The organism is Streptococcus oralis, from assembly GCF_001579025.1.
In the GTDB taxonomy this organism is placed as follows: Bacteria; Bacillota; Bacilli; order Lactobacillales; family Streptococcaceae; genus Streptococcus; species Streptococcus oralis_X.
The window spans coordinates 94,088-117,531 of the sequence record NZ_KQ970237.1 but is presented as its reverse complement, the minus strand read 5'-3'; the positions used below and the strand labels follow the sequence as shown (position 1 = coordinate 117,531).

Annotated in this window: 20 protein-coding genes; 18 read left to right on the top strand and 2 right to left on the bottom strand. The window is 43.2% G+C overall.

Annotated elements, in window-relative coordinates; all coding sequences use genetic code 11:
- Window positions 1-36 precede the first annotated feature (36 nt).
- The 9 genes from purM to purB all read left to right on the top strand — a co-directional run bounded on the left by purM (window position 37) and on the right by purB (window position 9,993).
- Window positions 37-1,059, top strand: coding sequence for a phosphoribosylformylglycinamidine cyclo-ligase (purM, locus tag SORDD27_RS08560; RefSeq protein WP_061428551.1), 1,023 nt, complete (start codon window positions 37-39; stop codon window positions 1,057-1,059).
- Window positions 1,056-1,607, top strand: a complete 552-nt coding sequence (gene purN, locus SORDD27_RS08555) for a phosphoribosylglycinamide formyltransferase (protein WP_049490119.1) — start codon at window positions 1,056-1,058, stop codon at window positions 1,605-1,607. The genes purM and purN overlap by 4 nt, the downstream gene beginning before the upstream one ends.
- Before the next feature lie 44 nt (window positions 1,608-1,651).
- A complete protein-coding gene (locus SORDD27_RS08550) occupies window positions 1,652-2,116 on the top strand; it encodes a GNAT family N-acetyltransferase (protein WP_000571268.1) in 465 nt (154 codons plus the stop codon).
- A gap of 1 nt (window position 2,117) precedes the next feature.
- Window positions 2,118-3,665 carry a bifunctional phosphoribosylaminoimidazolecarboxamide formyltransferase/IMP cyclohydrolase gene (gene purH / locus SORDD27_RS08545; RefSeq protein WP_061428549.1) on the top strand — a complete coding sequence of 516 codons (1,548 nt, stop codon included), beginning with the start codon at window positions 2,118-2,120 and terminating at the stop codon, window positions 3,663-3,665.
- 121 nt (window positions 3,666-3,786) lie between these two features.
- The gene (gene purD / locus SORDD27_RS08540; protein ID WP_061428547.1) at window positions 3,787-5,049 is read left to right on the top strand and encodes a phosphoribosylamine--glycine ligase; all 1,263 of its coding nucleotides are present in this window, start codon (window positions 3,787-3,789) and stop codon (window positions 5,047-5,049) included.
- A 190-nt stretch (window positions 5,050-5,239) separates the two neighbouring features.
- Window positions 5,240-5,731, top strand: a complete 492-nt coding sequence (gene purE / locus SORDD27_RS08535) for a 5-(carboxyamino)imidazole ribonucleotide mutase (RefSeq protein ID WP_000165491.1) — start codon at window positions 5,240-5,242, stop codon at window positions 5,729-5,731.
- Complete coding sequence (gene purK / locus SORDD27_RS08530; RefSeq protein ID WP_061428545.1) at window positions 5,718-6,809, top strand: 5-(carboxyamino)imidazole ribonucleotide synthase; 1,092 nt, start codon at window positions 5,718-5,720, stop codon at window positions 6,807-6,809. Before purE ends, purK begins: the two co-directional genes overlap by 14 nt.
- A complete protein-coding gene (locus SORDD27_RS08525; protein WP_061428542.1) occupies window positions 6,810-8,522 on the top strand; it encodes an ATP-dependent nuclease in 1,713 nt (570 codons plus the stop codon).
- Between the two features lie 172 nt (window positions 8,523-8,694).
- Entirely contained in the window at window positions 8,695-9,993 is a 1,299-nt protein-coding gene (gene purB / locus SORDD27_RS08520; RefSeq protein ID WP_061428540.1) for an adenylosuccinate lyase, read from the top strand.
- 54 nt (window positions 9,994-10,047) lie between these two features.
- On the opposite strand, the gene strH is transcribed toward purB, so the two are convergent.
- Together strH and SORDD27_RS08510 are read right to left on the bottom strand one after the other, a co-directional pair.
- On the bottom strand, window positions 10,048-13,803 hold the full coding sequence (gene strH / locus SORDD27_RS08515; RefSeq protein WP_061428539.1) for an LPXTG-anchored beta-N-acetylhexosaminidase StrH: 3,756 nt from the start codon (window positions 13,801-13,803) through the stop codon (window positions 10,048-10,050).
- A 302-nt stretch (window positions 13,804-14,105) separates the two neighbouring features.
- Window positions 14,106-14,822 (bottom strand): GntR family transcriptional regulator, encoded by a 717-nt coding sequence (locus SORDD27_RS08510; RefSeq protein ID WP_001007183.1) that lies wholly within the window; start codon window positions 14,820-14,822, stop codon window positions 14,106-14,108.
- Window positions 14,823-15,142: 320 nt separating this feature from the next.
- Here SORDD27_RS08510 and SORDD27_RS08505 point away from each other — a divergent pair, with 320 nt between their 5' ends.
- From SORDD27_RS08505 to SORDD27_RS09850, 9 genes are all read left to right on the top strand, one after another.
- Complete coding sequence (locus SORDD27_RS08505; RefSeq protein ID WP_061428536.1) at window positions 15,143-16,930, top strand: glycoside hydrolase family 35 protein; 1,788 nt, start codon at window positions 15,143-15,145, stop codon at window positions 16,928-16,930.
- Window positions 16,927-17,403: a PTS sugar transporter subunit IIB gene (locus tag SORDD27_RS08500; RefSeq protein WP_000156968.1), complete on the top strand. Its 477-nt coding sequence runs from the start codon at window positions 16,927-16,929 to the stop codon at window positions 17,401-17,403. The genes SORDD27_RS08505 and SORDD27_RS08500 overlap by 4 nt, the downstream gene beginning before the upstream one ends.
- A gap of 26 nt (window positions 17,404-17,429) precedes the next feature.
- On the top strand, window positions 17,430-18,335 hold the full coding sequence (locus SORDD27_RS08495) for a PTS mannose/fructose/sorbose/N-acetylgalactosamine transporter subunit IIC (protein ID WP_061428534.1): 906 nt from the start codon (window positions 17,430-17,432) through the stop codon (window positions 18,333-18,335).
- A complete protein-coding gene (locus tag SORDD27_RS08490; protein ID WP_000185284.1) occupies window positions 18,322-19,143 on the top strand; it encodes a PTS system mannose/fructose/sorbose family transporter subunit IID in 822 nt (273 codons plus the stop codon). The genes SORDD27_RS08495 and SORDD27_RS08490 overlap by 14 nt, the downstream gene beginning before the upstream one ends.
- Window positions 19,144-19,146: 3 nt before the next feature.
- Window positions 19,147-19,551 carry a PTS sugar transporter subunit IIA gene (locus SORDD27_RS08485; protein WP_081103413.1) on the top strand — a complete coding sequence of 135 codons (405 nt, stop codon included), beginning with the start codon at window positions 19,147-19,149 and terminating at the stop codon, window positions 19,549-19,551.
- A 104-nt stretch (window positions 19,552-19,655) separates the two neighbouring features.
- Window positions 19,656-20,822, top strand: a complete 1,167-nt coding sequence (locus SORDD27_RS08480) for an SIS domain-containing protein (protein WP_061428532.1) — start codon at window positions 19,656-19,658, stop codon at window positions 20,820-20,822.
- Between the two features lie 10 nt (window positions 20,823-20,832).
- Window positions 20,833-21,828, top strand: a complete 996-nt coding sequence (lacD, locus tag SORDD27_RS08475) for a tagatose-bisphosphate aldolase (protein ID WP_061428587.1) — start codon at window positions 20,833-20,835, stop codon at window positions 21,826-21,828.
- A 145-nt stretch (window positions 21,829-21,973) separates the two neighbouring features.
- The gene (locus SORDD27_RS08470) at window positions 21,974-23,011 is read left to right on the top strand and encodes an aldose epimerase family protein (protein WP_061428531.1); all 1,038 of its coding nucleotides are present in this window, start codon (window positions 21,974-21,976) and stop codon (window positions 23,009-23,011) included.
- A 110-nt stretch (window positions 23,012-23,121) separates the two neighbouring features.
- Window positions 23,122-23,444: VOC family protein (locus SORDD27_RS09850; protein WP_196755635.1), on the top strand; the 323-nt coding region annotated here is incomplete at its 3' end.

The window sequence follows — 23,444 nt, the reverse complement described above, 5'->3', positions numbered from 1 at the left end:
AGACTCTCCATTAAAGGAAAGGAAGAGGAGACAAAGATGACAAATAAAAATGCTTATGCGCAGTCAGGTGTGGATGTTGAAGCGGGTTATGAAGTTGTTGAGCGGATCAAAAAGCATGTGGCTCGCACGGAGCGTGCGGGTGTCATGGGAGCTCTTGGTGGCTTTGGTGGCATGTTTGACCTCTCAAAAACAGGTGTCAAAGAACCGGTCTTGATTTCAGGGACTGACGGTGTCGGAACCAAGCTTATGCTGGCTATCAAGTACGAAAAGCATGACACGATTGGGCAGGACTGTGTAGCTATGTGTGTCAATGATATCATCGCTGCAGGTGCGGAGCCCCTCTATTTCCTCGACTATGTGGCGACAGGGAAGAATGAACCAGCTAAACTAGAACAAGTAGTCGCTGGTGTAGCAGAAGGCTGTGTGCAGGCTGGTGCTGCCCTCATCGGTGGTGAAACGGCTGAAATGCCTGGTATGTACGGCGAAGATGACTACGACTTGGCTGGATTTGCGGTCGGTGTGGCAGAAAAATCTCAAATCATCGACGGATCAAAAGTAGCCGAAGGTGATGTTCTTCTCGGACTTGCTTCAAGTGGGATTCACTCAAATGGTTACTCACTTGTACGTCGTGTTTTTGTGGATTACACAGGTGAAGAAGTCTTGCCAGAATTGGAAGGCAAGAAACTCAAGGAAGTCCTTCTTGAGCCGACTCGTATCTATGTCAAGGCTGTCTTGCCACTCATCAAGGAAGAGTTGGTCAACGGGATTGCCCACATCACAGGTGGTGGATTTATCGAGAATGTCCCTCGTATGTTTGCAACTGACTTGGCTGCTGAGATTGAGGAAAGCAAGGTACCAGTTTTGCCAATCTTCAAAGCCCTTGAAAAATACGGTCAGATCAAACACGAAGAAATGTTTGAAATCTTCAATATGGGTGTGGGCCTCATGTTGGCAGTTAGCCCTGAAAATGTAGACCGTGTCAAGGAATTACTGGATGAACCAGTCTATGAAATTGGTCGCATCGTCAAGAAAGAAAACGAAAGTGTCATCATCAAATGAAAAAAATAGCTGTTTTTGCCTCTGGTAACGGCTCAAACTTTCAGGTGATTGCTGAAGAATTTCCGGTTGAGTTTGTCTTTTCAGACCATCGTGACGCCTATGTGCTCGAGCGGGCAGACAAGCTCGGCGTTCTGTCCTATGCTTTTGAACTCAAGGAGTTTGAGAACAAGGCGGACTACGAAGCAGCTCTTGTCGAACTCTTGGAAGAACACCAGATTGACTTGGTTTGTCTAGCAGGCTACATGAAAATCGTTGGGCCAACTTTGCTCGCTGCTTACGAGGGTCGGATCATTAACATTCATCCAGCCTACCTACCAGAATTTCCAGGAGCTCATGGGATTGAGGACGCTTGGAATGCTGGCGTAGACCTGTCTGGAGTGACCATTCACTGGGTGGATTCGGGTGTGGATACAGGCAAGGTCATCAAACAAGTACGCGTACCACGACTAGCTGATGATACCATCGAAAGCTTTGAAGCTCGCATTCATGAGGCAGAGTACAAGTTGTATCCAGAGGTGTTGGATAGCTTGGGAGTGGAGAGAAGGTAAGAGGTAAATCAAGTTTTGATTGCGCAATCTTGCTAGGAGAAAAAATGATTGAACTGAAATTGGTAGATGAGAGCAGTTTTCAGGCAGTGCTGGATTTGAAAATATCAGAAGCTGATGAACGAGCACGTTTCGTAGCTCCAAATGTGCGCTCTTTAGCTGATGCATGGCTCTATCGGAAAAACGAAGATGTGTTTCCGATGGCAATCTATTGGGATAAGCAAGTGGTTGGCTTTCTCCTGCTAGAAATAGACAAGGATGAAGCGGAATACTTTATCTGGCGGATAATGATTGGTCAGCAGTACCAAGGAAGAGGTTATGGTCGAAAAGCCTTGGAAGTTCTAATCAAAGAGGCTCAGATGGATAGAGCTTGCAGTCATATTACCGCAGATTATGTGGTTGGAAATGAAAAAATGAAGCACCTGTTGACTAGTCTGGGTTTTCAGGAAACAGGATTTATAGAAGAAAATAACGAAGTCGCTATGCGCTTGGATCTAAAGAAAGAGGAATAGAATGACGAAAAAGGCCTTAATCAGCGTCTCAGACAAAGCGGGCATTGTTGAATTTGTCCAAGAACTCAAAAAACTTGGTTGGGATATCATCTCAACAGGTGGTACCAAAGTTGCCCTTGACAATGCTGGGGTGGAGACCATTGCAATTGATGATGTGACGGGCTTCCCAGAAATGATGGACGGTCGTGTCAAGACCCTTCACCCAAATATCCACGGTGGTCTCCTCGCTCGTCGTGATCTTGATAGCCATCTAGAGGCTGCTAAGGACAATCAGATTGAGCTCATTGATCTTGTAGTGGTCAATCTTTATCCTTTCAAGGAAACAATTCTTAAACCAGATGTGACCTATGCGGATGCCGTTGAAAACATCGATATCGGTGGGCCATCCATGCTTCGTTCAGCAGCTAAAAACCACGCCAGCGTAACGGTTGTGGTAGATCCTGCTGACTATGCTGTGGTTTTGGAAGAATTGTCAGCTAATGGCGAAACGACTTACGAAACTCGCCAACGGTTAGCGGCCAAGGTTTTCCGTCACACAGCGGCTTATGATGCCTTGATTGCAGAGTATTTCACAGCTCAAGTGGGTGAAGCAAAACCAGAAAAGCTCACTTTGACCTATGATCTCAAACAAGCCATGCGTTACGGTGAAAATCCTCAACAAGATGCCGACTTCTACCAAAAAGCTTTGCCGACTGACTACTCGATTGCTTCAGCAAAACAGCTCAACGGTAAGGAATTGTCCTTCAATAACATTCGTGATGCTGATGCGGCCATTCGTATTATTCGTGATTTCAAAGACCGTCCAACCGTTGTGGCTTTGAAACACATGAACCCGTGTGGTATCGGTCAAGCTGACGACATCGAAACTGCTTGGAATTACGCTTATGAGTCTGACCCAGTGTCTATCTTTGGTGGAATTGTCGTCCTTAACCGTGAGGTGGATGCTGCGACTGCTGAGAAGATGCACGGCGTTTTCCTTGAAATCATCATCGCACCGAGCTATACGGATGAAGCGCTAGCCATTTTGACCAACAAAAAGAAAAACTTGCGTATCCTTGCCTTGCCATTTGATGCTCAAGATGCTAGTGAAGTGGAAGCAGAGTACACAGGTGTGGTAGGTGGACTTCTTGTGCAAAACCAAGACGTGGTCAAAGAAAGCCCAGCTGACTGGCAAGTGGTGACCAAACGCCAGCCAACCGAGACAGAAGCGACTGCACTTGAGTTCGCTTGGAAAGCTATCAAGTACGTCAAATCAAACGGGATCATCGTGACGAATGACCACATGACACTTGGTGTTGGCCCAGGTCAAACCAATCGTGTGGCTTCAGTCCGTATCGCTATTGACCAAGCTAAAGACCGCCTTGACGGCGCTGTTCTTGCTTCAGATGCCTTCTTCCCATTTGCAGATAATGTGGAAGAAATCGCTAAAGCAGGAATTAAGGCCATCATCCAGCCGGGTGGCTCAGTACGTGACCAAGAGTCTATCGAAGCTGCTGACAAATACGGCTTGACTATGGTCTTCACAGGAGTGAGACATTTTAGACATTAAGAAGACAAAAGGGAAGAAAACAGTTTCTTTCCTTTTTTGCGTAAAAACGCGGAACAAAACAAGATTAAAACGAACGTTTATGTTATAATATTAGTAAATAATTCGCAAAAGAGGTTGTAAGATGAAGCTGTTAGTTGTCGGCTCGGGTGGTCGTGAACATGCCATTGCTAAGAAGTTGCTTGAGTCAAAAGACGTTGAAAAAGTCTTTGTGGCTCCGGGAAATGACGGGATGACTCTGGATGGTTTGGAATTGGTAAATATCTCTATTTCCGAACATTCTAAATTGATGGAGTTTGCAAAGGCCAACGATATTGCTTGGACCTTCATCGGTCCAGATGATGCCCTGGCTGCTGGGATTGTGGATGATTTTAACCAAGCTGGTCTCAAGGCCTTTGGTCCGACTAGGGCTGCAGCGGAGCTGGAGTGGTCCAAGGATTTTGCCAAGGAAATCATGGTCAAATACGGCGTTCCGACAGCAGCTTATGGCACATTTTCAGATTTCGAGGAAGCCAAGGCCTACATCGAAAAGCAGGGTGCGCCTATCGTGGTCAAGGCGGATGGCTTGGCCCTTGGGAAGGGTGTCGTTGTTGCTGAGACAGTCGAGCAAGCGGTCGAAGCCGCTCATGAGATGCTCTTGGATAATAAATTTGGTGACTCAGGTGCGCGTGTGGTCATCGAGGAGTTTCTTGAAGGAGAGGAATTTTCACTCTTTGCCTTTGTCAATGGTGACAAGTTCTACATCATGCCAACGGCTCAGGACCACAAACGTGCTTATGATGGCGACAAGGGACCTAACACGGGTGGTATGGGTGCCTATGCGCCAGTTCCACACTTGCCACAGAGTGTAGTTGATACAGCGGTTGAGACTATTGTCAAGCCAGTCCTAGAGGGCATGATTCAGGAAGGTCGTCCTTATCTGGGAGTTCTTTACGCAGGGCTTATCTTGACAGCAGATGGACCGAAGGTTATCGAGTTTAACGCTCGCTTCGGAGATCCTGAAACGCAAATTATCCTACCTCGTTTGACATCTGATTTCGCCCAAAATATTACGGATATCCTTGATGGTAAGGAGCCAAACATCACATGGACGGACAAGGGTGTGACACTTGGTGTAGTTGTCGCATCCAATGGCTACCCGCTAGATTATGAAAAGGGTGTTGAGTTGCCAGCTAAGACAGAAGACGACATCATCACTTACTATGCCGGTGCTAAATTCGCTGAAAATAGCAGAGCACTGCTATCAAACGGTGGACGTGTCTACATGCTAGTTACCACAGCCGACACTGTCAAAGACGGACAAACCATTATTTACAGTGAACTCGCCCAACAAAAAACAGAAGGCCTCTTCTACCGAACAGATATCGGAAGCAAGGCTATTAAGTAAAGATATAAGAATAACGCGACGAAGTCGCCAAATACGATAATGGTCGCCGTGGTGAAAAGACCAGAACAGTGAATGTTCTGGTCTAGGGAAAATTTGAGACTTAGGCTCAAATTTTAGGAATGAAACCGAAGGTTTGCTTCCGTCCCCACCACCTAAGACCATTATCAAAAAAGAAGAAAAAGGAAAAATTATGACTAAACCAATTATTTCCATCATCATGGGCTCAAAATCCGACTGGGCAACCATGCAAAAAACCGCCGAAGTTTTAGATCGCTTTGGTGTAGCCTACGAAAAGAAAGTCGTCTCTGCCCACCGCACACCTGACCTCATGTTCAGACATGCCGAAGAAGCCCGCAGTCGCGGTATCAAAGTCATCATCGCAGGTGCTGGTGGCGCAGCTCACTTACCAGGTATGGTAGCAGCCAAAACCACTCTGCCTGTCATTGGTGTACCAGTCAAATCACGTGCTCTTAGTGGCGTGGACTCGCTCTACTCTATCGTTCAGATGCCGGGTGGTGTGCCTGTTGCGACAATGGCTATCGGTGAGGCAGGTGCGACAAATGCGGCTCTCTTTGCCCTCCGTCTACTGTCAGTAGAGGACCAGGCTATCGCGACAGCTTTGGCAGATTTCGCAGAAGAACAAGGAAAAATCGCAGAGGAGTCTACCAATGAGCTCATCTAAAACAATTGGAATTATCGGTGGCGGTCAGCTAGGGCAGATGATAGCCATTTCTGCTATCTACATGGGGCACAAGGTCATCGCGCTGGATCCTGCGGCGGATTGCCCGGCCTCTCGCGTGGCAGAGATCATCGTGGCACCTTATAACGATGTAAATGCTCTTCGTCAGTTGGCAGAGCGTTGCGATGTCCTGACTTATGAATTTGAAAATGTTGATGCAGACGGTTTGGATGCTGTTATCAAAGATGGTCAGCTTCCTCAAGGGACCGACCTGCTTCGCATCTCTCAAAACCGGATCTTTGAGAAAGACTTCCTCTCAAACAAGGCCAAAGTCACTGTTGCACCTTACAAGGTTGTGGCCTCAAGCCAAGATTTGGCAGATATGGACCTGTCGAAAAACTATGTCCTCAAGACTGCGACTGGTGGCTACGATGGCCATGGACAAAAGGTCATTCGCTCAGTAGAAGATTTGGCAGAAGCCTATGCGCTAGCTGACTCAGCAGACTGTGTCTTGGAAGAATTTGTCAACTTCGACCTTGAGATTTCTGTCATCGTATCAGGAAATGGCAAGGATGTGACAGTCTTCCCAGTTCAGGAAAATATCCACCGAAACAATATCCTATCTAAGACCATTGTGCCTGCTCGCATTTCAGAAAGTTTAGCAGCCAAAGCCAAAGCTATGGCGGTACGAATCGCAGACCAGCTCAATTTGTCTGGAACACTTTGTGTGGAAATGTTTGCGACAGCTGACGACATTATCGTCAATGAGATTGCTCCGCGACCACACAACTCTGGGCATTATTCTATCGAAGCCTGCGACTTCTCGCAGTTTGACACCCATATCTTGGGTGTTCTCGGATCACCATTACCAGCAATTAAACTGCATGCCCCAGCCGTTATGCTCAACGTTCTCGGCCAGCATGTCGAGGCCGCTGAAAACTATGTCACAGAAAATCCAAGCGCCCACCTCCACTTATATGGTAAACTAGAAGCAAAGCACAACCGCAAAATGGGACATGTGACTTTGTTTAGTGATATGCCAGATGAGGTTGAGGAGTTTGGGAAAGGGATTGATTGGTAGATGATAGTAAAATCAGTAGAGATATATAATTTTCGCTCTATAAGAAAAGCTAAATTTCGATTTGATCAAATTAGTGCATTAGTTGGTGAGAATAATGCTGGCAAGACAGCAGTTTTGAAAGCTTTAAATTCATTTTTTAATTTTAAAGAAGAGGAAGAATTCTTTCTTAATAAATCTCATAATTATGGACCAAAGGCTAATACACGAATTATAATATCTTTTAAAATAGATAGTGCTAATTTACCGGATATTTATAGAAGATATATATTTGATAATGCAATTAAGTTGAAATTTTCTTATATTTATTCGCTAAACAAAAAAGAATATCATATTGTAACTAATAAAGACTCAATAAAAATTCCTGAGGAAGATTTTCTGAGAATAATATCAAAAATAGAATATGTCTACATTCCAACTGAACGTGGTTCGATAAACAAGATAAATGATGGTGTTTTTAATAAGTTGGTGAGAAAGTATCTAGAAATTTATACTTCGAATAGAGATACAATTTCTAGACATGTTAGAGATGCTAACCAGATGTTGCATAAAAACATATTATCCAAATTAGAAAAACTAATAGAATCTTTGTATTTTACAAAAGACGTAAGTGAGTTTAATATTGCTGCTCCAAACAAGACGGATTATTCTATTTTACTTGATAGTTTGAAGTTATCATTGATTTCCGATAATGGAGAATACTTTTTGGAAGAGTATGGTAGCGGAACTAGAAGTTTAGCAACGATTGCAATGTATAGAGCTAATGCTAAATTGAATGACAGAATAGTTATTTTAGGAATTGAAGAACCCGAGACCAACTTACATCCTCAGGCTCAGAAAAAATTAATTAATTCATTAATTAATTCTGTGGGTACTGAAGAAGTACAGGTTATTTTTACTACACATTCAACAGTATTAATTGATCAATTGAAACATGAAAATATCCTTCTTGTTAGAAAATCTAAAAGTTCAAAATCCAAATTAAATTCTGAAATAACTCAAATAAGTGATTCATTTTGGCAAAATTCAAATATTGAAGAGTTTAAGCATTATCAGTACTTTCATTATAAAAATAGTGATTTCTTCTTTTCTAAATATGTAGTTGTATGTGAAAGTAAAAATGATTGTCAAGTGATTGAAAAACTATTAAGAGATAAACTTGGCGAGTCGATATTAGATGTAAGTTTTTTAGATGCTGGAGGCAAGGAAAATATAAAGTATGCTTACTATTTATTACGTGAGTTACAGCTTCCATTCGTACTAATTGTAGATAAAGATTTCTTCTTTAACTATCAAATTAATAATAGACTTGAGGATAGTCGAGATTGTAGAACCGGACTTCCAAAGTATGACTATACAACATTAGCAGATAATCAGTTAATTGAAGAAATTTTTGGTGGTAATAAGAGTCGTCTATTAAATAAATCTAATTATCGAGATTTATTTAATATCATCTCCAGTAAAAATATTTTATCTATGAATTATTGCTTGGAAATGGATTTGACATGCTCTAAAAAAGCAAGAGAAGAATATTGTAGGATTCTAAATATTTCAAATTCTGATACAAAGAGATTTGAATTGTTAAGTAAAAAAAATGCAATAAAAAAAATAGGGACTTTGATGAAAGTTTTAGAAAAAATTCCTAATAGAAGTTTACCTGAAAGTTATCAAAAAATAGTAAACTATATTTTTAATGATATTAAAAAGTACATTTAAAAAATAGCAATTGCTAAATATTATAAAAAGAAAGGAACAAGGGTACCGTATTTCCTAAACTGAATACGGGATACGGACTTGGTCAAAAAGATAGTTTTTCCTAGAAGCAGTCGCTTCTTCGTCTAAACTCCTATTTTGACTGTGTCCGTTTAACGCCCTTAATATCTTAATCATGATCAACCGTTACTCTCGCCCCGAAATGGCGAACATTTGGAGTGAAGAAAATAAATACCGTGCTTGGCTTGAGGTGGAAATCTTGGCTGACGAGGCATGGGCTGAGTTGGGGGAAATCCCTAAGGAAGATGTGGCTTTGATTCGCGAGAAGGCGGACTTTGACATCGACCGTATTTTGGAGATTGAGCAAGAGACTCGCCACGATGTGGTAGCCTTCACACGTGCGGTTTCTGAGACGCTTGGTGAAGAGCGCAAGTGGGTCCACTATGGGTTGACTTCTACCGATGTGGTGGATACGGCCTATGGTTACCTTTATAAGCAGGCCAACGACATCATTCGTCGTGACCTTGAAAACTTCACCAACATCATCGCTGATAAGGCTAAGGAGCACAAGTTCACCATCATGATGGGTCGTACCCACGGTGTGCACGCTGAGCCGACAACTTTTGGTCTTAAATTGGCGACTTGGTACAGTGAAATGAAGCGTAACATCGAGCGTTTCGAGCATGCGGCTGCTGGTGTGGAAGCTGGTAAGATTTCTGGTGCGGTTGGGAACTTTGCCAACATCCCACCATTTGTAGAGCAATATGTTTGCGATAAACTTGGTATCCGTGCTCAGGAAATCTCTACACAGGTGCTTCCTCGTGACCTTCATGCTGAGTACTTTGCAGTTCTTGCTAGCATCGCGACTTCCATCGAACGTATGGCAACGGAAATCCGTGGTCTGCAAAAGTCTGAACAACGTGAAGTAGAAGAGTTCTTTGCCAAAGGTCAAAAAGGCTCTTCAGCAATGCCTCACAAACGTAACCCTATCGGTTCTGAGAACATGACAGGTCTTGCGCGTGTCATCCGTGGTCACATGGTGACAGCCTATGAGAACGTCGCTCTCTGGCACGAACGTGATATTTCTCACTCATCAGCTGAGCGTATCATCACACCAGATACAACTATTTTGATTGACTACATGCTCAACCGTTTTGGAAATATTGTCAAGAATTTGACGGTTTTCCCAGAAAACATGATCCGCAACATGAACTCTACGTTTGGTCTTATCTTTAGCCAGCGTGCTATGTTGACCTTGATCGAGAAAGGTATGACCCGTGAGCAAGCCTATGACTTGGTGCAACCAAAAACAGCCTACTCTTGGGATAACCAAGTAGACTTCAAACCGCTTCTAGAAGCAGATCCAGAAGTAACCTCACGCCTGACTCAAGAGGAAATCGACGAAATCTTCAACCCAGCATACTACACCAAACGAGTAGAGGATATCTTTGAACGTATCGGACTTGGTGACTAATCATAACAAAAAGCGAGATTCAATCTCGCTTTTTTGTATTCTTGTCGAAGAGGTTTAATCTTCTTTTCTCTTAGTCAGTCCGTAGGCTGCTAGTGTGGCCGTGAGTCCTACTGCGACCAAGCCTGCAGAGTCTTGACTTCCTGTTGCAGGGAGTTGTTTTTCATCTGCTTTGCTAGTAGTTGTTTCAGCTTGCTCAGCTTTCTCAACGGCAGTTCCGACTTCAACAACCTGAGCGACCGCTTCCTGCGATACCGCACTATTGACAAGGGTTCTTTCTTCCTTACCGTCAGCAGTAGTGCTGACAGAGTAGAAAATCGTACGACGACCATTTACACCAGTAACGACTACTTGCGTTTGTCCGAGTGGTAATTGCGGATTTTCACGTGTCACGGTAGTGAACGGAATATCTTCTTCTTGGATATCTAGTCTTGGTTTCGCTTCGGCAGCTGGAGCAAGGCCACTTTCATCCCCTTTGTGAGTAATAGGGGCACCGATTTCAACCACTTGGGTCACAGGTTCTTTGGTTACTTGGCTATCTAGAACAGTTTCTGTTTGTTTCCCATTTTCAGTAAGGACAGAGATGTAATGAGTGCGTTCGCCCTCTACACCAGGTGTGATGATTTTTTCCTGACTGGCTGGGAGGTTCGGATTTTCCTTCTTGATAACTTCAAATGGAATCTTTTCTGCTCTTGTGATGAGTTCCGGTTTGGTTTCAACATTGGCAGCTAGTTCATTTTCATCGAGGCTTCCTGAGTGGGTTGCTGCTGGTTTAAGGCCTAGGCGGGCTGCTTTGAGTTTGGCTACGAGAGCGTCTAACTCGGCTTGTTTGTTACGGTTGAGGTTGTAGTTGAGAGCTTCTTTAGCTGCATTTAGGGCATCCAAGCTTTCCTTGCTGTATCCATCCAAGTTTGCAGGGATTTGAGCAAGCTCCTCACGGAGTGCATTGTAGTTAGCGCGGAAGTAGTCTTTGTTATGGTCTGCAAAGGCAGTCATGAGTTCAAAGATTTCTTCTTCCTTGTACTCAGCGCTTGGTCTATCTGCCCAGATGGCAAGCATACTTCCAACTGTTGGAAGGTCTACCTCAGGATACTTGGTAGAAGCAAGCTGGTTAAATGGTGTTTTTTTAGTGTTTTCAATTGCTTTTTTGAGGAAACCACCACCATCTTCAGGTTTTTGACCGAGAATGTAGTACCAGTCTCCGTTGGTGTTAAGGAATTTGTAGCCTTTACTTGCCAGGTACTGAGGAGATGCAAGGTTGTAACCCCACCATCCCTTAGACCAGTAAGAGATGATGACATCCTTGTCAAACTCGACATCATCCTTGTCTTCATAGTAGAAACCATCGTTGAAGGCCATTGGTTGAAGGCCTCTTTCTTTGGCCATGGCAGCAAGGGTGTTAGAGTACTCAGCAAACTTGCCATAGAGTCCATACCATTTGAGGTAGTACCAGCCTTGAGCGTTGGTAGCATCATTGGCATATTCGTCTGTACCGTAGTTGAAAATCTTTGTCTTGCCTGCAAAGAAGTCCATGTACTTGCCGATGAGGGCTTTGACAAAGTTCATCGCCTCTTCGTTTTCAAGGTCCATGGTTGTTTTAGAAACCTTGTCAAAGTTGGCTTGAGGGTTCTTGATTCCAAGTTTTTCCATAGCGACGAGCATGGCATCCATGTGACCTGGGCTGTTGATTGCTGGGATGAGTCCGAGGCCTTTTGATTTTGCGTACTCGATCAATTCAGTGATTTCAGCTTGACTAAGAGTGGTTCCGTTTGGATCATCGTAGTAAGCTTTTGTCCCTTCGATGATAGCCTTCTTGACATCGTCACTTGCATAAGTTTTTCCGTTAGCTGTGATGGTCATGTCATCAAGGAGGAAGCGAAGTCCGTCATTTCCTAGGAGGAGATGCACATCAGAGTAGCCGAGCTCGCTCGCCTTGTCTACGATGCGCTTGAGTTGGTCAAGCGTGAAGTACTTACGTCCAGCGTCGATAGAAATCACCTTGTTCTTGGCAAGTTTTTCAACTTCGCGTTTCGCGTCTTCTTCTTTTTGAGCTTCTGGTGTGAAGGTCAAATTGCTGACTGCTTCTTGAAGTTTTGCGATTGCTTGGTCAATCGTGTCTTGTTGGGCACGGCTGAGGTTGCTATCGAGTGAGCGAATGGCTTTTTCAGCTTCTTTTACAGCTGCGACACTTTCTGCAGTATAGCGGTTAAGGTCTGTTGGGACTTCTTTCAGAGCTTGTTCAGCAGACTCATAGTCAGCTGCGAAGTATTCAGCATTGGCATTTGCGAAGCTACGCATAAGTTTGAAGAGGCGTGATGGTGAATAGCGTGCAGATGGGGTATCCGCCCAAGCAGCTACCATACCCCCGATGAACGGGATAGTAGCCCCATCAGATTTTGGTACAGAAGTGATTGGAGTGTTCTTGATACCATTGAGTCCTTGGTCGAGGTTGTACCAGCCTTGACCATCGGCATTTCGTCCGAGGACGTAGTACCAAGCATCATTGGTATTAAGGATTTGGTGGCCTTTTTCAACTAGAAGTTTAGAAGAAGCGACGTCGTATCCGCCCCATCCACCAGTCCACATAGAAACGATGATGTCTTTGTCAAAGGTTCCAAAGCTAGTGTCGCTATTATAGTAGATACCATCGTTAAAGGCCATTGGATTGAGGCCGTGAGATTTGACGATGCGAGCAAGGTCGTTGGCGTAGGCGATAAATTTATCATAACCCTTGTCAGGGAATCCATCTTCTGGATACCATTTATAGGCTTGAAGAACGCTCCAGCCTTTGGCGTTTGTAGCATCATTGGCGTACTCGTCCAGTCCGATATTGAAGATGTCAGATTTGCCAGCGAAGTAAGCAGCATACTTGTCGATCAGAGCTTTGGTAAATGCAACCGCTTCTTTGTTATCAAGGTCAACGGTACGAGCAGATTCCTTACCAAAGTAGTTGAAGTTCGGTTTTTGGATGCCTAGTTCTTTCATGGCATGCAAAATCGCATCCATGTGCCCAGGGCTATTAACAGTTGGGATTAATCCGATACCCTTATCTTTGGCATAGTTGATCAAGTCCGTCATCTGACTCTCTGTTAAATGGTTGCCGTTTGGATCTTTGTAGTAGGCATCGGTTCCGTTTTCAAGTGCACGTTTGACATCGTCACTTGCATAGGTTTTGCCATTGGCTGTGATTGTCATGTCGTCCAACATAAAACGCATGCCATCGTTTCCAACTAGTAAATGAAGATCAGTATAACCGTAGTGTTTGGCTTTGTCGATGATTTCTTTGAGTTGGTCTGGAGAGAAGTACTTGCGTCCAGCGTCGATTGAGATCATTTTTCTTTTTGCCAGTTTTTCATTTACCTGAGCTGCTCGTTCCGTGCTAGGAGTGGCTACTGCAGGTGTGACGGCTTCATTTTTCTTTTCTGAAGGAGTGCTTTCAGCAGGAGTTTCAGCTGGGGCAGGGCTTTCTTTCTCGGCAGTAGGAGATGGAGCAGCATTTTCTGTCACAACTGGTGCGCTTGACTCTTCTGTTTTTGGAGTAACTGTTCGAGGAACCTCCTGGTCTTCTTTGACCTCCTCTTTTACAGGTTTGTCAGCCTTTTCTTCCAGTTTTTCTGGAACCTTGGAGTCTACAGCTTCTTTGACTGCTTGTGGACTCTCCTGAATCGTTTGGACAGTTTCTTCAGCTGTTGGAGCTGGAGTAATTCCGTCGGCAGATACGACTTGGGCGCTAAAAGCAAATCCTATAAGTACAGAAGCCGCCCCAACCGCGTATTTACGGATGGAGAAGCGCTGTTTCTTTTCTAGTTTCATGACAAAACCTCCTTGTTATTACCATATATGATAGCGTTTACATAAAACCAATTTTATTTTATTATCTAAGGAGTAAAATGTCAAGTGGGTTTATATAAGAACTATAATAAATAGAGGAAATCATAAGATTTAGGAGAAATTTGCTAATAAGGGATAAAACAGAGGAAAAACCAAACGAAAATTTAACTTGTTTTTAGTAAAAATGCTACTAATTAAATAAGAGCCCTTCATAGCGTTTTCACAACTTCTTTCTCGTGCTATAATGAATAGAGAAAAAGCCTGAGCTAGGCTCAGGCTTTTTCTTAATGACCTCGGTTACATGAGATGAATTTGATTTTGTAGTAGTCTGCTCGCTTATAAGTTTCACTATAGGCAAGGACTTGGCCAGTGGCCTCAAGTTTTGTGGTCTTGGTTTGGAAGACAGTTGGGAATTGTGTATCGATTCCAAGTACAGAAGCAGCGTGCTCTGGTGTTGGAAAGGCGATCTCATTGATTTCCTCAAAATGCTCATCACTCATGTGAATGCGGTAATCCAATTTGAAACGTTTATAGATAGAACTATAATAATCAAGATTTGGATAGTTAGCATTGATATATTGTTCAGGAACATAAGATGTGTGGTAGATGTATGTAACGTCATTTGTTTGACGAATACGTTCAATCTTATAGTAGAATTGATCTCCACGTAGGCCGAGTTTCTCTAAATATTCAAGCTTGTTTCCGCGCTCGATAGAAAGGACAGTAACTTTATCGTCTTTTGTTTCAAAGATTTCAACATCTGAAAACTCAACGAGTTTGTGCTTACGTGCACGTGAAACGAAAGTTCCTTTACCTTGTTGACGGACAATATAGCCGTCTTTTGCAAGGTCATTCAAAGCACGAACAACGGTGATCGAACTAACATCGTACATTGCGATCAATTCGGCTTCTGTATAAAATTTATCTCCACTCGCAAATTGACCTGAGATGATTTTGTTTTTTAATTCATCTTTAATATATTGGTATTTTGGAATAGCCATAATTTCACCTCAATTCTCTTTCTCCAACCTTGATTTTACCACAAATACTGAGAAAATAGTAGTATTAAGGTAAAAAAATTAAAATAATCGACTAAAGATGTTATGTTACATGTAAAAAATTTCATTTTCTAGCCTTGTGAATTATCATACATAAAAAAACGACTTTCATGCGATTTTTTGATAGTTTCGGTAAACGGTAAGTAAAAAAATAGAAAAATTTTAAAGAATTTTCTAAAACCTATTGACAAATGCAAAAGATTTGATTATATTTAATATTATAATAAATGAAAGCGCAAACTTAATTAGTCAGAGGTAGTAACATGACAAGATTTAAAATTGAGGACGATTTCTATTTAGATGGAAAACCGTTCAAGATTTTGTCCGGCGCCATTCATTATTTTAGGATTCCAGCAGAGGATTGGTATCATTCTCTCTATAACTTAAAGGCGCTTGGCTTTAATACAGTCGAGACCTATGTGGCTTGGAATTTACACGAACCTGTTGAAGGGGAGTTTGATTTTGAAGGTGCCAGAAATTTGGAGAGATTTCTTCAAATTGCACAAGATCTGGGTCTCTATGCCATTGTACGCCCGTCTCCATTTATCTGTGCGGAATGGGAATTTGGTGGCTTGCCGGCTTGGCTCTTGACAAAGGACATGCGAATTCGCTCGTCCGACCCGGCCTACATCGAGGCTGTTGCTCGCTATTATGACCAATTATTGCCAAGGCTTGTGCCTCGCTTGTTGGATAATGGTGGAAACATTCTTATGATGCAAGTCGAAAATGAATATGGCTCTTATGGAGAAGATAAGTCTTATCTACGAGCAATTCGGAAATTGATGGAAGACCGAGGGATTGATTGCCCACTCTTTACTTCAGATGGCCCATGGAGGGCTACTCTGAAAGCCGGAACCTTGATCGAAGACGATCTCTTTGTGACAGGAAACTTCGGTTCTAAAGCTCCGTACAACTTTTCACAGATGCAGGAATTCTTTGATGAGCATGGCAAGAAATGGCCCCTCATGTGTATGGAATTCTGGGATGGTTGGTTCAACCGTTGGAAAGAACCCATCATCACACGGGATCCTAAAGAATTGGCAGAAGCTGTTCGAGAGGTATTGGAGCAAGGCTCTATCAACCTTTACATGTTCCATGGTGGAACAAACTTTGGTTTCATGAATGGCTGCTCGGCTCGAGGAACTCTGGATTTGCCACAAGTCACATCATACGACTATGATGCCCTTCTCGATGAAGAAGGAAATCCAACTGCTAAATACTTAGCAGTCAAGAAGATGATGGCAACCCACTTCCCAGAGTATCCACAGTTGGAACCACTCTATAAGGAAAGCATGGATATAGGGTCCATTCCATTGGTCGAAAAAGTTTCCTTGTTTGAAACTCTGGATAGTCTCTCTAGTCCTACTGAAAGCCTCTATCCAAAAGCGATGGAAGAACTTGGTCAAAGTTATGGCTACCTTCTCTACCGCACGGAGGCAAGTTGGGATGCAGAAGAGGAACGTCTCCGTATCATCGATGGACGTGACCGAGCCCAACTCTTTGTAGATGGTCAATGGATTGCTACTCAATACCAGACAGAGATTGGTGAAGACATCTACTGTCAGGGCAACCGAGAAGGCTTTTCAGAGATTGACATCTTGATTGAAAATATGGGGCGTGTCAACTACGGTCATAAGTTCTTGGCAGATACGCAGCGTAAAGGAATTCGAACAGGTGTCTGCAAGGATCTACATTTCTTATTGAATTGGAAACAATATCCACTGCCACTGGATAATCCTGAGAAAATTGATTTTTCAAAAGGATGGATAGAAGGACAACCAGCCTTTTACGCTTTCGACTTTACTGTTGAAGAGCCGAAGGATACCTACTTAGAATTGTCTGAGTTTGGTAAGGGAGTTGCCTTTGTCAACGGGCGTCACCTAGGGCGTTTCTGGAACGTCGGCCCGACCCTCTCACTTTATATCCCTCATAGTTATCTCAAGGAAGGTGCTAACCGCATCATTATCTTTGAAACTGAGGGCGAATATAAAGAAGAGATTCATTTAACTCGTAAACCTACACTAAAACACATAAAGGGGGAAAACTTATGACAATTGTAGGATGCCGTATCGATGGACGTTTGATCCACGGTCAAGTAGCCAATCTTTGGGCTGGAAAACTAAATGTTTCACGCATTATGGTTGTAGACGACGAAGTTGTTAACAACGATATTGAAAAGAGTGGTTTGAAACTTGCGACACCACCAGGTGTGAAACTCAGTATCTTGCCAGTTGAGAAAGCAGCAGCAAATATCCTTGCTGGTAAATACGATAGCCAACGTCTCTTTATCGTTGCACGTAAACCAGACCGTTTCCTTGGTTTGGTCGAAGCAGGTGTTCCGCTTGAAACACTCAACGTCGGCAATATGTCTCAAACACCAGAAACTCGCTCTATCACACGTTCTATCAACGTGGTAGACAAGGATGTGGAAGATTTCCACAAACTAGCAGAAAAAGGTGTGAAACTCACTGCTCAAATGGTTCCAAATGATCCAGTTTCAGACTTTTTGAGCTTATTAAAATAGGAAAAAATTTTTAGGAGGTCATTGTTATGATACAATGGTGGCAAATTTTACTTCTCACTTTGTACTCAGCTTATCAAATCTGTGATGAGTTGACAATCGTTTCATCTGCAGGTTCCCCTGTATTCGCTGGTTTCATTACTGGTTTGATCATGGGAGATGTGACAACTGGTTTGTTTATCGGTGGTAGCTTGCAGTTGTTCGTTCTCGGGGTTGGTACCTTCGGTGGTGCTTCTCGTATCGACGCAACTTCTGGTGCGGTTCTTGCAACAGCATTCTCTATCTCTCAAGGTATTGATACAGACCTTGCGATCACAACAATCGCTGTACCAGTAGCAGCACTTTTGACATACTTCGACGTTCTTGGACGTATGACAACTACTTTCTTTGCACACCGTATTGATGCTGCGATCGAACGCTTTGACTACAAAGGTATCGAACGCAACTACCTACTTGGTGCGCTTCCATGGGCTCTTTCTCGTGCCCTTCCAGTATTCTTCGCTCTTGCTTTTGGTGGTGCTTTCGTACAATCAGTAGTAGACCTTGTTAAAGAATACCAATGGGTTGCAGACGGTTTGACACTTGCAGGACGTATGCTTCCAGGTCTCGTATTTGCAATCTTGCTTCGTTACCTTCCAGTTAAACGTAACCTTCACTACCTTGCAATGGGATTCGGTTTGACAGCTATGTTGACTGTTCTTTACTCATATGTAACAGGTCTTGGTGGAGCTGTTGCGGGTATCCTTGGTACTCTTCCTGCTGATGTTGCTGAAAAGATTGGCTTTGCTAACAACTTCAAAGGTTTGTCTATGATCGGTATCTCTATCGTAGGTATCTTCCTTGCAGTTGTTCACTTTAAGAACAGCCAAAAAGTAGCTGTAGCAGCACCTTCTACACCATCAGAAAGTGGGGAAATTGAAGATGACGAATTCTAATTACAAATTAACAAAAGAAGATTTTAATCAAATCAACAAACGTAGCTTGTTTACTTTCCAATTAGGTTGGAACTACGAACGTATGCAAGCTTCTGGTTACCTTTACATGATCTTGCCTCAATTGCGTAAAATGTATGGGGATGGAACTCCTGAATTGAAAGAAATGATGAAAGTTCATACTCAATTCTTCAATACTTCACCATTCTTCCACACAATTATCGCTGGTTTTGACCTTGCCATGGAAGAAAAAGATGGTGTGGGTTCAAAAGATGCTGTTAACGGTATCAAGACAGGTTTGATGGGACCATTCGCTCCTCTTGGAGATACAATCTTTGGTTCACTTGTACCTGCTATCATGGGATCTATCGCAGCAACTATGGCTATCGCTGGCCAACCATGGGGTATCTTCCTTTGGATCGCAGTTGCAGTTGCTTATGACATCTTCCGTTGGAAACAATTGGAATTTGCCTACAAAGAAGGGGTTAACCTTATCAACAACATGCAAAGTACCTTGACAGCTTTGATTGACGCTGCATCTGTACTTGGTGTCTTCATGATGGGTGCTCTTGTAGCAACAATGATCAACTTTGACATTTCTTACAAATTGCCAATCGGTGAAAAGATGATTGACTTCCAAGACATCTTGAACTCAATCTTCCCACGCTTGCTTCCAGCAATCTTTACTGCCTTTATCTTCTGGTTGCTTGGTAAGAAAGGTATGAACTCTACTAAAGCGATCGGTATCATTATCGTTCTTGCAGTAGGTCTTTCATTCATCGGTAAATTCTTGCTTGGAATGGGCGCATAATTTATGAGTAAATCATTAATTTTGGTGAGTCATGGTCGTTTCTGTGAAGAACTTAAAGGTAGCACAGAAATGATCATGGGTCCACAGGACAACATTCATGCAGTGGCTCTTCTTCCAGAAAATGGTCCAGAAGAATTTACTGCAAAATTTGAAGCTGCTATCGAAGGATTGGATGATTTCCTAGTCTTTGCGGACCTTCTCGGTGGTACACCATGTAACGTGGTAAGCCGTTTGATCATGGAAGGTCGCGACATTGAACTCTACGCAGGGATGAATCTTCCAATGGTGATTGAATTTATCAATGCAAGCCTTACAGGTGCAGATGCGGATTATAAGAGCCGTGCTGCAGAAAGCATCGTAAAAGTCAACGACCTGTTAGCGGGCTTCGATGATGACGAAGATGAATAAGATGTGACTTAGAGCATCTTATATAGAATATACATGGGAATGGGAGTCACTCCCATTCCCATATTTTCAATAGGAATGAAACAACAATAGATTAGAGGAACTCTATGCTAAATTACACAAAAGAAGAATTACTTGAACTGGGTGCAGAAATCACGACTCGTGAGATCTACCAACAGCCTGATGTATGGAAAGAAGCTTTTGAAGCCTATCAAGCAAAACGGGAAGAAATTGCAGCATTCCTACAAGGAATCGCTGATAAACATGACTATATCAAGGTCATCTTGACGGGTGCTGGTACTTCTGCTTATGTGGGAGATACCTTGGTACCTTACTTTAAGGAAGTCTATGACGAACGCAAATGGAATTTCAATGCTATTGCAACAACAGATATCGTTGCCAATCCAGAAACTTATTTGAAAAAAGATGTGGCGACTGTCCTTGTTTCCTTTGCTCGTAGTGGAAATTCACCTGAAAGTGTGGCAACGGTTGATTTGGCTAAAGCCTTGGTGGATGACCTCTATCAAGTGACCATTACATGTGCTGCAGAAGGGAAATTGGCTCTTCAGGCTCATGGCGATGATCGCAATCTTTTGCTCTTGCAACCAGCTGCTTCCAATGACGCTGGATTTGCCATGACTTCTAGCTTTACGTCTATGATGCTAACAGCTCTCTTGGTCTTTGATCCTACAGAATTTGCTGTGAAAGCTGAACGTTTTGAAGTTGTGTCTAGCCTTGCCCGCAAAGTTCTAGACAAGGCAGCAGATGTTAAAGAGCTTGTAGACCTTGACTTTAACCGCGTTATCTACCTGGGCGCTGGTCCTTTCTTTGGACTTGCTCATGAAGCTCAGCTCAAGATTTTGGAATTAACAGCTGGTCAAGTGGCGACTATGTATGAAAGCCCAGTCGGCTTCCGTCACGGTCCAAAATCTCTGATCAACGAAGATACAGTTGTTTTGGTCTTTGGTACTACGACAGACTACACTCGCAAGTATGACTTGGACTTGGTTCGTGAAGTTGCTGGTGACCGTATTGCTCGTCGTGTTGTGCTTTTGAGTGATCAAGCCTTTGGTCTTGAAAATGTCAAAGAAGTGGCCCTTGGCTGTGGCGGTGTCTTGAACGATATTTACCGTGTCTTCCCTTACATCGTTTATGCTCAACTCTTTGCTCTATTGACTTCGCTTAAAGTGGAAAACAAACCAGATACACCGTCTCCTACAGGTACCGTAAACCGTGTGGTACAAGGTGTGATTATTCATGACTATCAAAAATAAGGAAGTATCTATGAGTAAATTACAATTAAGTCCCAAAAAAGTAGCTTGCTTACAAAAACTCTCTGACGAGAATGGCATTATCTCAGCTCTTGCCTTTGACCAACGTGGCGCTTTGAAACGCCTCATGGCTCAATACCAAACAGAAGAGCCAACAGTGGCTCAAATGGAAGAACTCAAAGTATTGGTAGCAGATGAATTGACTAAATACGCATCCTCTATGCTTCTTGACCCAGAGTATGGTCTTCCAGCTACAAAAGCGCTTGATGCCAATGCTGGTCTTCTCCTTGCTTATGAGAAAACGGGTTATGACACAACTAGCACTAAACGCTTGCCTGACTGCTTGGATGTTTGGTCTGCCAAACGCATCAAAGAACAAGGTGCAGATGCTGTCAAGTTCTTGCTTTACTATGACGTAGACAGCTCTGATGAACTCAACCAACAAAAACAAGCCTATATCGAACGCATCGGTTCAGAGTGTGTGGCAGAAGACATTCCTTTCTTCCTTGAGATCTTGGCTTACGATGAAAAGATTGCTGATGCAGGTTCAGCAGAATACGCAAAAGTGAAGCCACACAAGGTTATCGGTGCTATGAAAGTCTTCTCAGACCCACGCTTCAACATCGATGTTTTGAAAGTGGAAGTTCCAGTCAATGTGAAATACGTTGAAGGCTTTGGTGATGGAGAAGTCGTTCATACGCGCGAAGAAGCAGCAGCCTTCTTCAAAGCTCAAGACGAAGCAACAAATCTTCCTTACATCTACTTGAGTGCGGGTGTATCAGCTAAACTCTTCCAAGAAACGCTTGTCTTTGCCCACGAATCAGGCGCAAACTTCAACGGTGTTCTTTGTGGACGTGCAACATGGGCTGGATCAGTTGAAGCCTACATCAAAGACGGTGAGGCAGCAGCTCGTGAATGGCTACGCACAACTGGATTTGAGAACATTGACGAACTCAACAAGGTTCTTCAAACAACAGCGACTTCATGGAAAGAACGTGTGGAAGCATAAAACAAGTATAGAAGAATCCCTTTTTGTTAAGAAAATACTTAAGGTTTTGTGACAAAGGATTCTGAAAATAAAACTACAACCATAGATGGTGCATACACTCTCTATGGTTTGTTTACTTAAGAGAAATGGATCAAAGGAGAGAAGAATGAAAGCATACACAGAGCGTGTATTTGGAAATCATGAGGGCAAGGATGTCTTGGCCTATCGCTTTGAGACTGATGGTGGTTACCAGCTTGAAGTTATGACTTATGGTGCGACCATCTTGCGCTATGTCACGCCTGACAAGGCTGGGAATTTTGCCAATGTGATTTTGGGCTTTGATGATTTTGATAGCTATGTAGGCAATAGTCCCAAGCATGGAGCAAGTGTAGGTCCTGTAGCGGGCCGTATTGCAGGTGCGACATTTGAGCTCAATGGTCAGACCTATAATCTTGAAGTCAACAACGCTAGCAACTGTAACCACAGTGGTTCAACAGGTTGGGATTCGAGCTTGTTTGAATTGGTAGAAGTGAGCGACCATGGCTTAACCCTCTACACAGAGCGTACAGACGGAACAGGGGGATTCCCTGGTAATCTCAAGATCTGGATCAGCTACCACTTGGAAGAAACTGGCGCCTACGAAGTCAGCTATAAGGTGACGACAGATCAGGATACGCTTGTCAATCCAACTAATCACAGCTACTTCAACTTGTCTGGTGATTTCACGCAGACAATTGACCGCCATGTCTTCCAGCTAAATACCGAGGGCATTTACCCAATTGCTCCGGACGGTGTTCCGGCTAAGACTCCAGATGCTACTCGTGATGTGGTTAAACACATCTACAATGGTGCTTTGTTGAAGGACATCTTTGAAGAGGAAGATGAGCAAATCCAGTTGGTATCTGGTTTGGATCACCCATTTGCTCTTCCTGCCGGTCATGACAATGCTGGTTTCCTTTATGACCAAAACTCAGGTCGTTTCCTGCTGTTCAAGACAGAGGCCCCTTGCTTTGTGGTCTACACAGCAAACTTTGTAGATGAGAGTGTCATCATAGCTGGTCAGCCAATGCTGCAACACAATGGGATTGCCCTTGAAGCGCAAGCTTTACCAGATGCCATTCACAGTGACCTTAAAGACCAAGTCATTCTCAAAGCAGGGGAAACTTTCACAAGCAAAACTCGTTATGAGCTTGTTGTAAAATAAAAAGAAGAGCTGGTTCCCAGCTCTTTTGAGTTGTCTTCGTTGACATTTTATCTCAATAGTGTATAATTGATGTAATAAACAAAGTTACAACAAACAAAAGGAGACACCCTATGACTTATGCATACCAAAGCCACATTTACCTAGCAGAGGCGGTTTTAAATGTCAAGGACTTGACGAGTCAAACGGCTTTTTATCATCAGATTATTGGCTTGGAGATTTTATCCCAAACAGAGACAGAAGCGATTTTGGGACTTGGTCGAAAAGCCTTGGTTCACTTGATTCAGGCAGAAAAGGCTGGCGGAGTAAGGGAGCATTATGGGCTCTACCATCTGGCGATTTTGTTGCCAACACGAAAAGCTTTGGCAGATGTCTTAAAACACCTAAGTGACTTGCGGATTCCTCTGGTCGGGGGTGCAGATCATGGATACAGTGA

Coding starts and splice junctions, on each gene's coding strand:
- SORDD27_RS08495 (WP_061428534.1), top strand. CDS start 17,430: ATGATACAATGGTGGCAAATTTTACTTCTCACTTTGTACTCAGCTTAT.
- SORDD27_RS08485 (WP_081103413.1), top strand. CDS start 19,147: ATGAGTAAATCATTAATTTTGGTGAGTCATGGTCGTTTCTGTGAAGAA.
- purN (WP_049490119.1), top strand. CDS start 1,056: ATGAAAAAAATAGCTGTTTTTGCCTCTGGTAACGGCTCAAACTTTCAG.
- SORDD27_RS08550 (WP_000571268.1), top strand. CDS start 1,652: ATGATTGAACTGAAATTGGTAGATGAGAGCAGTTTTCAGGCAGTGCTG.
- SORDD27_RS08490 (WP_000185284.1), top strand. CDS start 18,322: ATGACGAATTCTAATTACAAATTAACAAAAGAAGATTTTAATCAAATC.
- SORDD27_RS08525 (WP_061428542.1), top strand. CDS start 6,810: ATGATAGTAAAATCAGTAGAGATATATAATTTTCGCTCTATAAGAAAA.
- SORDD27_RS08500 (WP_000156968.1), top strand. CDS start 16,927: ATGACAATTGTAGGATGCCGTATCGATGGACGTTTGATCCACGGTCAA.
- purE (WP_000165491.1), top strand. CDS start 5,240: ATGACTAAACCAATTATTTCCATCATCATGGGCTCAAAATCCGACTGG.
- SORDD27_RS08480 (WP_061428532.1), top strand. CDS start 19,656: ATGCTAAATTACACAAAAGAAGAATTACTTGAACTGGGTGCAGAAATC.
- SORDD27_RS08510 (WP_001007183.1), bottom strand. CDS start 14,822: ATGGCTATTCCAAAATACCAATATATTAAAGATGAATTAAAAAACAAA.
- purB (WP_061428540.1), top strand. CDS start 8,695: ATGATCAACCGTTACTCTCGCCCCGAAATGGCGAACATTTGGAGTGAA.
- purH (WP_061428549.1), top strand. CDS start 2,118: ATGACGAAAAAGGCCTTAATCAGCGTCTCAGACAAAGCGGGCATTGTT.
- purD (WP_061428547.1), top strand. CDS start 3,787: ATGAAGCTGTTAGTTGTCGGCTCGGGTGGTCGTGAACATGCCATTGCT.
- SORDD27_RS08505 (WP_061428536.1), top strand. CDS start 15,143: ATGACAAGATTTAAAATTGAGGACGATTTCTATTTAGATGGAAAACCG.
- purM (WP_061428551.1), top strand. CDS start 37: ATGACAAATAAAAATGCTTATGCGCAGTCAGGTGTGGATGTTGAAGCG.
- SORDD27_RS08470 (WP_061428531.1), top strand. CDS start 21,974: ATGAAAGCATACACAGAGCGTGTATTTGGAAATCATGAGGGCAAGGAT.
- lacD (WP_061428587.1), top strand. CDS start 20,833: ATGAGTAAATTACAATTAAGTCCCAAAAAAGTAGCTTGCTTACAAAAA.
- purK (WP_061428545.1), top strand. CDS start 5,718: ATGAGCTCATCTAAAACAATTGGAATTATCGGTGGCGGTCAGCTAGGG.
- strH (WP_061428539.1), bottom strand. CDS start 13,803: ATGAAACTAGAAAAGAAACAGCGCTTCTCCATCCGTAAATACGCGGTT.